Source organism: Anaerococcus sp. Marseille-P3915 (genome assembly GCF_900258475.1).
GTDB classification, from domain to species: Bacteria; Bacillota; Clostridia; order Tissierellales; family Peptoniphilaceae; genus Anaerococcus; species Anaerococcus kampingae.
On sequence record NZ_LT984888.1, the window covers coordinates 343129 to 352140 of the forward strand.

The window sequence follows — 9012 nt, forward strand, 5'->3', positions numbered from 1 at the left end:
TTATGGATGGATTTTCTTATTTATGCTTAGGCTTTAACTTCGCTTTTTACGGCATCTGCTATGTGGGCTGCCACGCCTTCTTCGAAGGCTCCTGGGATTATGTGATCTTCGTTTAAATCTTCTTCGCTTACCATAGAGGCTAGGGCCTTGGCTGCGGCAAGCTTCATGGCATCAGTGATTTGGCTAGCTCTGGCATCTAGGGCACCCCTAAAAATACCTGGGAAGGCTAGGACATTGTTGATTTGATTTGGATAATCAGACCTGCCTGTGGCTACTACCCTGGCTCCTGCTGATTTTGCTAGGTCGTAGTCTATTTCTGGGACAGGATTTGCCATGGCAAAAACTATTGGGTCATCGTTCATATTTTCTATGTCCTTGGCATCTAATAGATTTGCTGCTGATACACCTATGAATACGTCTTTGCCCTTGATGGCTGCCTTAAGGCTGGCTTTGAAGTTGTCTTCGTTGGTTATTTCTGCAATTTGCTTTTTGACTGGATTTTCGCTTTCTAGGTGGTCTTTGTTGATGGTGCCTTTTGAATCACACACCACTATGTGCTTTACTCCCAAATCTATGAGGAGCTTGGTAATTGAGTAGCCTGCTGCACCTGCTCCTGAGACTAGGACTCTAATTTCATCAATCTTTTTATTTACTAGTTTTAAGGCGTTGATTAGGGCTGCTGCTGTGACTATGGCTGTGCCGTGTTGGTCATCGTGGAAGACTGGTATATCAAGAATTTCCTTGAGTTTGTTTTCTATGTAGACACATCTAGGTGATGAAATGTCTTCAAGGTTGATACCACCAAAGCCTGGGGCAATGTTTTTGACTGTTTCTATAATCTCATCAGGGTCTTGGCTATCTAAGACAATTGGAACTGCATTTACATCTCCAAATTCCTTAAAAAGGACTGCCTTACCTTCCATGACTGGTAGGGCTGCCTTTGGACCGATATTGCCCAGACCAAGGACTGCTGAACCGTCTGATACTACCGCTATGGTATTGGCCTTTGATGTATAGATATAGGCATCGTCAGGATTTTCAGCAATCTTTCTGCATGGTGCTGCTACACCTGGTGTGTAGGCATAGGTTAAATCTTCGGCATTTTCTACCCTTGCCTTTACTTCTGTGGCGACTTTTCCCTGCCAAGCCTTGTGTTTTTCTAATGCTTTTTCGTATACGTCCATATTATTTCCTTTCTTAGAATGATAAAACAATATATTCTTACTTAGATTATAACACAAGTTAGGCAGATGTGAAGTATTTTAATAAATTTATATCAAATTGTATATTTGAGTAGGATTATGTGAATATTTTGGTATAATAATTTGCGAGGTGAAAAGAAATGAAATTAGGAATAATTGGATCAGGTGCTGTAGGTTTTGCAGTTGGCTACACCGCTGCAAGGCTGGGACTAGTATCTGACATTAAGTTTAATGACAAGAAAGAAGGCCTAGCCAAGGCCCAAGCGATGGATATAGAGGATGCTTCAAGCTTTTATCCTCATTATGTAAAGATGAGCTCAGGTTCCTACAGGGATATGGCCGACAGGGATATAATCGTTCTTGCCACAGGGACCCTTGATGGAATCAAAGATAGGCTTGAAGAATATGTAATGTATAAAGACCAAGTCGAATCCTATGTCAAGGAAGTAGTCGATGCGGGATTTGATGGGATATTTATAGTCGTATCCAACCCATGCGATTTGATGGCAGATCTAGTTTATAGGGTAAGCGGCTTTGAGAAAGAAAGAGTAATCGGTTCTGGTACAGCCCTTGATACAACAAGACTTAACACAACCCTTGCCAAGCTTTTAGATATTGATCCAAAAGATGTGAGGGGTGTAACTCTTGGCGAGCATGGCGAAAGCCAGTTTGTGGCTTGGTCCAGGGTAGCTATAGGCAATATGAGTCTTGATGAGTATCTCAAAGCAAATCCTTGCGAATTTTCAAGAGATGAGGTCGAAAACCTAGTCCGTGAGAGGGCCTGGAGGGTAATAGACGGCAAGGGCCACACCCAATGCGGCATAGGCTCTACAGTTTGCTCGATAATAGATGCCATAGTCAATGACAAAAAGTCCACAATCCTAGTAGCAAGCCTCCTAGAAGGCCAATATGGTATAGATGATATCTACCTATCTACTCCATGTGTTATAGGAAGAAAGGGAGTTGAAAAAGTCCTAGAGCTAGAATTAAATGATGAAGAAATAAAAAGAATAAAACACTCTGAAGAAGTCCTAAAGGCAAATAGGGCAAAATATGAATAGACAAAGACCAGCGTAATGCTGGTCTTTCTCGCTTCGCTGCGAACCGCTCTTCTACGCATCAAGCCTACCATCCATTTGGTCTCCTCGAGCCGACGGGCTTTTCACAAATGGAGTTAGGCATAGACGCGGGGGTGCTCTACGAGCAGGACGGGCTTATTTTTATAGTTTGATTGAATTATGATATAATTAAAATGTTATCGCACCCATTCTGATAGCAGAAGGGAGGTGTTCATATGGAAATTATATTAACATTTCTCTTATCCGTCATGGCAGAAGTGGTTAGCCACCTAATCTGCAAATGGCTGGACGGACGTAAAGGCGATAACTAGCCTAAATTAAAAACCAGGAGTAGCCGCTCCTGGTTTTTCTGTGTCCACATGGACATATATTAACATTTCTTCTTCAGTACTATTGTACCAAGGTTAAAAATAATTTCAATATTAATCTTGCTTCTCGCTTCGCTGCGAGGTGGACTGCACGGCTCCTCAGCTACGGCATGCTCTCGGCCGCTTGGGCAATTTGTTTATGCCGAATAATAGTGCGGTAGCACGGAGATCTTCGTAGAAGCTATTTTCGGACGGGCTTATTTTTATGGTTTGATAAAATTATGATATAATATAATTGTTATCACATCCATTCTGATAACAGAAGGGAGGTGTTCACATGAAGATTATTTTATCCTTCTTAATCTCCGTCATGGCAGACGTGGTTAGTCACCTAATCTGCAAATGGTTAGATGGACGTAAACGTGATAACTAGCCTAAATAAAAAACCAGGAGCTGCAACTCCTGGTTTTTTTGTGTCCACATGGACTGATTATAATATCCTTCTTATTTAATAATACTATACCAGGATTTAAATTGATTTCAATATTAATCTTTCTTCTCGCTTCGCTGCGAGGTGGTCTGCACGGGCCCCTAGCTACGGCATGCTCTCGGCCGCTAGGGCAATTTTAGCTTACCATCAAATCACTTCGTAATTTGGGATAAGTATAGATACGAGCAGGACGGGCTTATTTTTATAGTTTGATTGAATTATGATATAATTAAAATGTGGTATGGATACAATAAATAGTACAATTTAAAATCGAATATATGATACAATAAATAATAAGAAATCATAGGAGGATTTTAAATTGGCTAGACACTACGAAGACGACTTCAAAAGGCAAATAGTAGAAATCTTTAACCAAGGAAACTACACATATAAAAAACTAGGTGAAGAATACGACATAGCACCATCAACAATAAGAGGATGGGTAAATAGGTACAACAACTCAAACTCCTTCGACATAGATGATAATAGAACAGAAGAAGAAAAGGAACTAATCAGACTAAGAAAAAAACTAAAACAGCTTGAAATGGAAAATGATATTTTAAAGCAAGCTGCACTACTACTAGGCAAAAAGTAAAGCTCATAATCTCAAATAGAGATAAATACAGTATTAGTGCAATGTGTAAGTTTTTAGGAATAACAAGAAGCTTAATATACTATCATATAAACAAAGAAGAATCTAAAAACAACCTAAAAACAGAAGAGCTTTTAGAAGAGAAAATCAAAGAAATATTCAGAAAAAGTAAAAACGCGTATGGATCTAGAAAAATCAAAGTAGAACTAGAAAATCAAGGCATAATAGCATCAAGAAGAAAAATATGTAAAGTAATGAAAAAACACGCCTTAATCTCAAGCTATACAGTAAAACAATACAAGGTAGAAAAAACTACATGTAACAATAAACAAATAAAAAATAAAGTAGACAGACACTTTGATAATAGAGAATCTTTAGAAGCATGTGTAAGTGACTTAACCTATGTAAGAGTAGGAAATAGCTGGAACTATATATGTGCAATAATAGATTTACACAACAGGGAAATAATAGGCTATGCAGCAGGTAAAAATAAAAGTGCTGAATTAGTAAAAGAAGCAATTTACTCAATAAGATATCCATTAAATAAAATAAAAATATTCCATACAGATAGAGGACGAGAATTTGATAATAAGAGCATAGATAAAATCCTAGATGTATTTGGAATAGAAAGATCCTTAAGCAAAAAAGGAAGTCCTTATGATAATGCTGTAGCTGAAGCATTTAATAAGGTAATGAAAACAGAATTTGTTTATCAGAAAGAATTTAGAAGTTTAAATCAACTAAAATTAGAACTATCAGAGTATGTTTACTGGTACAACAACCTAAGGATCCATGGATCCTTAGGTTACTTGCCACCAGTTAAATATAGACATTTAAGATTAAATAGATATTATTAGTTAATCTTAAATTAGTACGTTCGATTTTAGATTGTACAAATAGGTGTTGACAATCCAATGTTATCGCACCCATTCCACGCGAAGCCCTAACCCCATTCATGACAAGCCTGTCGGCTCGAGGAGACAAATGGTGGTAGGACTGGTGCAGAGGCAGAGTGGTCAAGCGAAGCTTGATAAAAAAAGCGATAACTAACCTAATAAAAAACCAGGAGCTGCAACTCCTGGTTTTTTTGTGCCAATATGGACTTATATTATCATTTCTTGGTTAATTATATTATATAAGGATTTAAATTGATTTCAATACTAATCTTTCTTCTCGCTTCGCTGCGAGGTGGACTGCACGGCTCCTCAGCTACGGCATGCTCTTGGCCGCTTGGGCAATTTGTTTATGCCGAATAATAGTGCGGTAGCACGGAGATCTTCGTAGAAGCTATATTCGGACGGGCTTATTTTTATGGTTTGATAAAATTATGATATAATATAATTGTTATCACCTCCATTCTGATAACAGAAGGGAGGTGTTCACATGAAGATTATTTTATCCTTCTTAATCTCTGTCATGGCAGACGTGGTTAGTCACCTAATCTGCAAATGGCTAGAAACTAGCCCGTCGGCTCTGGGAGACCCTCCACGGAGTGGTCAAGCGAAGCTTGATAAAGTAAAAGTGATAACTAGCCTAAATTAAAAACCAGGAGGTGCAACTCCTGGTTTTTTTGTGTCAGCATGGACACATAATAATATCTTTCTTGTTCAATGTTATTATACCAAGGTTAAATATAATTTCAATATTAATCTTGCTTTTCGCTTCGCTCGACCGCTCCGCGGGGCTCCTCTACGCGCCGGAGGGGCGTGTTTTTCGCTTCGCTGCGAGGTCCTCTGCACGGGCCTGCTTAATATTTCCACTCTCTTTTAAAATATATAGCAAATTTCTTATAAAATCCAAATTAAAAAGCACCCACAGGGAGTGCTTTTGATTTGGATTTTAGTACATTGGCATTTGTGGGCCAGCTGGCATAGCAGGTTCTTCTTTTGGTATATCTGCTACTGCAGCTTCTGTTGTGAGTATCATTCCTGCGACAGATACTGCGTTTTGTAGGGCTGATCTTGTTACTTTTGTTGGTTCTACTATTCCTGCTTCAAACATGTTTACGAATTCGTTGTTATAAGCGTCGTAGCCTTCTTCTTTGCCGCTGTTTTTAACTTTTTCTACTATTACTGATCCGTCTAGGCCTGCGTTTGCTACTATTTGTCTTAGTGGGGCTTCTAGGGCTCTTTCTATGATTAGGGCTCCTGTTTTTTCATCGCCTATTAGGCTTTCTCTTAGGGCTTCTACCTTATCGATTGCTCCTACTAGGACTACTCCACCGCCTGCTACGATTCCTTCTTCTACTGCTGCTCTTGTTGCTGATAGGGCATCTTCGATTCTGTATTTCTTTTCTTGCATTTCTGTTTCTGTAGCTGCTCCGACATTGATTACTGCTACTCCGCCTGCAAGTTTGGCTAGTCTTTCGGCTAGTTTTTCTTTTTCGTATTGGCTTTCTTCGCTTGCTTGTTGAGTTTTGATTACTTCTACTCTTTCAGCTAGTTTTTCTTTATCGCCCTTGCCTTCTACTATGGTTGTGTTGTCTTTGTCTACTTTTACTTTCTTTGCTGAACCTAGCATGTCGATTGTTGCTTCTTTTAGGTCCATGCCTAGCTCTTCGCTGATTACTGTTGAGCCTGTTAGGATTGCTAGATCTTCTAGCATGGCTTTTCTTCTGTCACCATAGCCTGGAGCTTTGACTGCTACTACGTTGAAGGTTCCTCTTAGTTTGTTTAGGATTAATGTTGTGAGGGCCTCTCCGTCTACATCATCTGCGATGATTAGTAGTGGTCTTGATTCTTGGACGATTTGTTCAAGGAGTGGCAATACTTCTTGGATGTTTGAGATTTTCTTATCTGTTAGAAGGATGTATGGGTCATCTAGCTCTGCTATCATTTTTTCGTTGTCTGTGGCCATGTATGGTGATAGGTAGCCCTTGTCAAATTGCATTCCTTCTACTACATCTAGGTAGGTGTCTGTTGTTTTTGACTCTTCTACTGTGATTACTCCATCGTTGCCTACTTTTTCCATAGCATCTGCTATTAGCTTGCCGATGTTTTCATCTTGTGATGAGATTGTACCGACATTTTCTATAGCTTGTTTGTCTTCTACTTCTTTTGAGTTTTCTTTGATGTAGTCTACTACTATGTCGGTTGCTTTTTTAAGACCTTTATTTAAAACTATTGGATTTGCTCCTGCTGCTAGGTTTTTAAGGCCTTCTTTGATGATTGCATGTGCTAGGACTGTAGCTGTTGTTGTACCATCACCTGCTACATCGTTTGTCTTGGTTGCTACTTCTTTTACAAGTTGAGCTCCCATGTTTTCAAATCTATCTTCTAATTCTATGTCATTTGCTATTGTAACACCATCATTTGTGATTGTTGGTGCACCATAAGCCTTATCTAATACTACGTTTCTGCCCTTTGGTCCAAGAGTTACTCTTACTGCATTTGCAAGTTTATCAATTCCTCTTTCAAGACCATCTCTTGCATCTTTTCCAAATTTAATATCTTTTGCCATCTATATCTCTCCTTCTTAAGCTTCTACTACTGCTAAAATGTCGTTATATTTGACAACTATATATTCGCTATCTTCTAGCTTTACATCTGTTCCTGCGTATTGAGAATAAATAACCTTATCCCCTACCTTTAGGGAATCTTTTTTCTTCTCGTCGTTTTCTATATCTGCGCTTATAGCTACTACTTCAGCATATTGTGGTTTTTCTTGAGCACTTTCTGGAAGCACGATTCCACTAGCTGTAGTTTTTTCAGCTTCAGCTTTTTTAATAACAATTCTATCTCCGATTGGTTTTAAGTTCATGTCTGATCCTTTCTTTTGCTTATCGCAAATGATTAATGATAAATGATTGGTGTTAGCACTCATTAACTTCGACTGCTAACTCATAATAGTAATATACTAAGAAGAATATTTTTTGCAAGCTTAAATGGTATTTTTTATTGTGGCTGTCAAAAACCTTATAGAAGAATTTTGCTCTCTCAAGATTCTCACCATCTCTTCAAACATCAATGATTGGGCTAGATTTTTGCTGGATATTAGGGCCTTTTCGCTGGCGAGACTTGAGATTTTCTCTCCTGTGATTAGGACTATTTCGCTATTTTCTATTCTTTCAACATATTTCACATTTACAAAGGCTCTTGTTTCCTTGTCGTAATCGCTTTTTCTGTATTTGAAAGGGAAAAATACACCATTTGAGTCGATTACATAAGGCAGGTTGCGGTGGATTTGGTAGTTTGCCTTTATATGCTTGTCAATTCTTTGCTTATCCTTGCCATGATGGTAGTAGAGATTTTTAAGAAATAGGGCAGGGCCCCTTTGGTCAAGGTAGGCACCGTCTTCACAATAGATTCTAGAATAAATCCCCTTGCCCTTCACATATTCGGGAAGGATGGCAATTATTAGTTCGTTCATGAAACCTCCTTTCAAACACTAGACAATGAGTGTACTATAATTGTACAATAAAAGTTAGATAAATACAATGGACATTCGCAAGGATAATTCATCTTTATACTTTGCAAAAGTTTAAGGTATAATATAATAAAAATACATACAAAGGAGAGAACATGAATTTTTCATTAGTTCCAATAGCAGATACAAAATTTTTAAACTTCATCTACCTAGGCCTAGGTTCAAATGGCAAGGGCCTTATCGCCTTATTTAACACCAGAGGCAATACCATGATAAAGGAATCTGTGGCCAAATCCCTAGAAATAGAATTGATTGATAGTGACTATATAGACGAGAAAAAGACCTACAAAAGGGGATTTTTGAGCGAGCTACTCATCGGAGGGCTTAAGCTAAATAGGGTACCAGTCCTTGTAGCAAAGGATGAAGTCTTTGACCTTGGAAGAGATCAATTGGGCAATACCAATGACTGCGACATGGTCCTAGGTTGGAATGTCATAAGCCAATTTGCCTGGAGAGGAAATCTTGCCGAGGGCAAATTTGAAGTCCAAACATCAGACTTTTTAGAGCCAAACGCTATAAAAACAAACCAACCAATCCTAAATATAAGCCTAAATAACAAGATTATAAAGGCAGCCATAGACACATCTAGACCTCTAACCATTGTCTCAAAGCCTATAGGAGCTGATATAATAGATGCAGATGCAGATCTTTCCCAAACGATGAAGCTTATGGGAGATGCCACAGAAGATATAAATTTCCTCAATAGGTTCACCTTCAAATTAGACAATAAAGAAGTAAGGATAAGGTCAGTTGCCATAGATGAGAGCCTAAATGACAAAGATATCCAAGTAGTCTTCGGAGCAGACCTCTTAAGACAGACCAAATGGTCAATCTATGGTCCACAAGCCTTCATCAAATTAGAAAATTATTAAAATCTTTAAAAATTTATTCATAATTTAATACAAAAAACACCAAG

7 protein-coding genes are annotated in these 9012 nt (G+C 38.4%); 3 read left to right on the top strand and 4 right to left on the bottom strand.

The window, feature by feature from the left end; translation table 11 throughout:
- Positions 1–26 precede the first annotated feature (26 nt).
- Positions 27–1184, bottom strand: a complete 1158-nt coding sequence (locus C8269_RS09250; protein ID WP_106461432.1) for an NAD(P)-dependent malic enzyme — start codon at positions 1182–1184, stop codon at positions 27–29.
- Positions 1185–1342: 158 nt separating this feature from the next.
- On the opposite strand from C8269_RS09250, the gene C8269_RS09255 reads away from it, so the two are divergent.
- Together C8269_RS09255 and C8269_RS09260 are read left to right on the top strand one after the other, a co-directional pair.
- Complete coding sequence (locus C8269_RS09255; protein WP_106461433.1) at positions 1343–2263, top strand: lactate/malate family dehydrogenase; 921 nt, start codon at positions 1343–1345, stop codon at positions 2261–2263.
- Positions 2264–3398: 1135 nt separating this feature from the next.
- A protein-coding gene (locus C8269_RS09260; protein ID WP_199792160.1) for an IS3 family transposase occupies positions 3399–4528 on the top strand; the annotation gives its coding sequence in 2 pieces (ribosomal slippage) (positions 3399–3666 and positions 3666–4528; 1131 coding nt in all).
- A gap of 982 nt (positions 4529–5510) precedes the next feature.
- Here C8269_RS09260 and groL read toward each other — a convergent pair.
- From groL to C8269_RS09275, 3 genes are all read right to left on the bottom strand, one after another.
- Complete coding sequence (groL, locus tag C8269_RS09265; RefSeq protein WP_106461434.1) at positions 5511–7130, bottom strand: chaperonin GroEL; 1620 nt, start codon at positions 7128–7130, stop codon at positions 5511–5513.
- Between the two features lie 15 nt (positions 7131–7145).
- The gene (locus C8269_RS09270; protein ID WP_106461435.1) at positions 7146–7430 is read right to left on the bottom strand and encodes a co-chaperone GroES; all 285 of its coding nucleotides are present in this window, start codon (positions 7428–7430) and stop codon (positions 7146–7148) included.
- A 120-nt stretch (positions 7431–7550) separates the two neighbouring features.
- The gene (locus C8269_RS09275) at positions 7551–8039 is read right to left on the bottom strand and encodes a hypothetical protein (RefSeq protein WP_106461436.1); all 489 of its coding nucleotides are present in this window, start codon (positions 8037–8039) and stop codon (positions 7551–7553) included.
- 152 nt (positions 8040–8191) lie between these two features.
- On the opposite strand from C8269_RS09275, the gene C8269_RS09280 reads away from it, so the two are divergent.
- Positions 8192–8968, top strand: coding sequence for a hypothetical protein (locus C8269_RS09280; protein WP_106461437.1), 777 nt, complete (start codon positions 8192–8194; stop codon positions 8966–8968).
- Positions 8969–9012 lie beyond the last annotated feature (44 nt).

Excerpts from the sequence above, each read along its gene's own strand:
- C8269_RS09255 (WP_106461433.1), top strand. The coding sequence starts at position 1,343 with ATGAAATTAGGAATAATTGGATCAGGTGCTGTAGGTTTTGCAGTTGGC.
- C8269_RS09280 (WP_106461437.1), top strand. The coding sequence starts at position 8,192 with ATGAATTTTTCATTAGTTCCAATAGCAGATACAAAATTTTTAAACTTC.
- C8269_RS09275 (WP_106461436.1), bottom strand. The coding sequence starts at position 8,039 with ATGAACGAACTAATAATTGCCATCCTTCCCGAATATGTGAAGGGCAAG.
- C8269_RS09270 (WP_106461435.1), bottom strand. The coding sequence starts at position 7,430 with ATGAACTTAAAACCAATCGGAGATAGAATTGTTATTAAAAAAGCTGAA.
- groL (WP_106461434.1), bottom strand. The coding sequence starts at position 7,130 with ATGGCAAAAGATATTAAATTTGGAAAAGATGCAAGAGATGGTCTTGAA.
- C8269_RS09250 (WP_106461432.1), bottom strand. The coding sequence starts at position 1,184 with ATGGACGTATACGAAAAAGCATTAGAAAAACACAAGGCTTGGCAGGGA.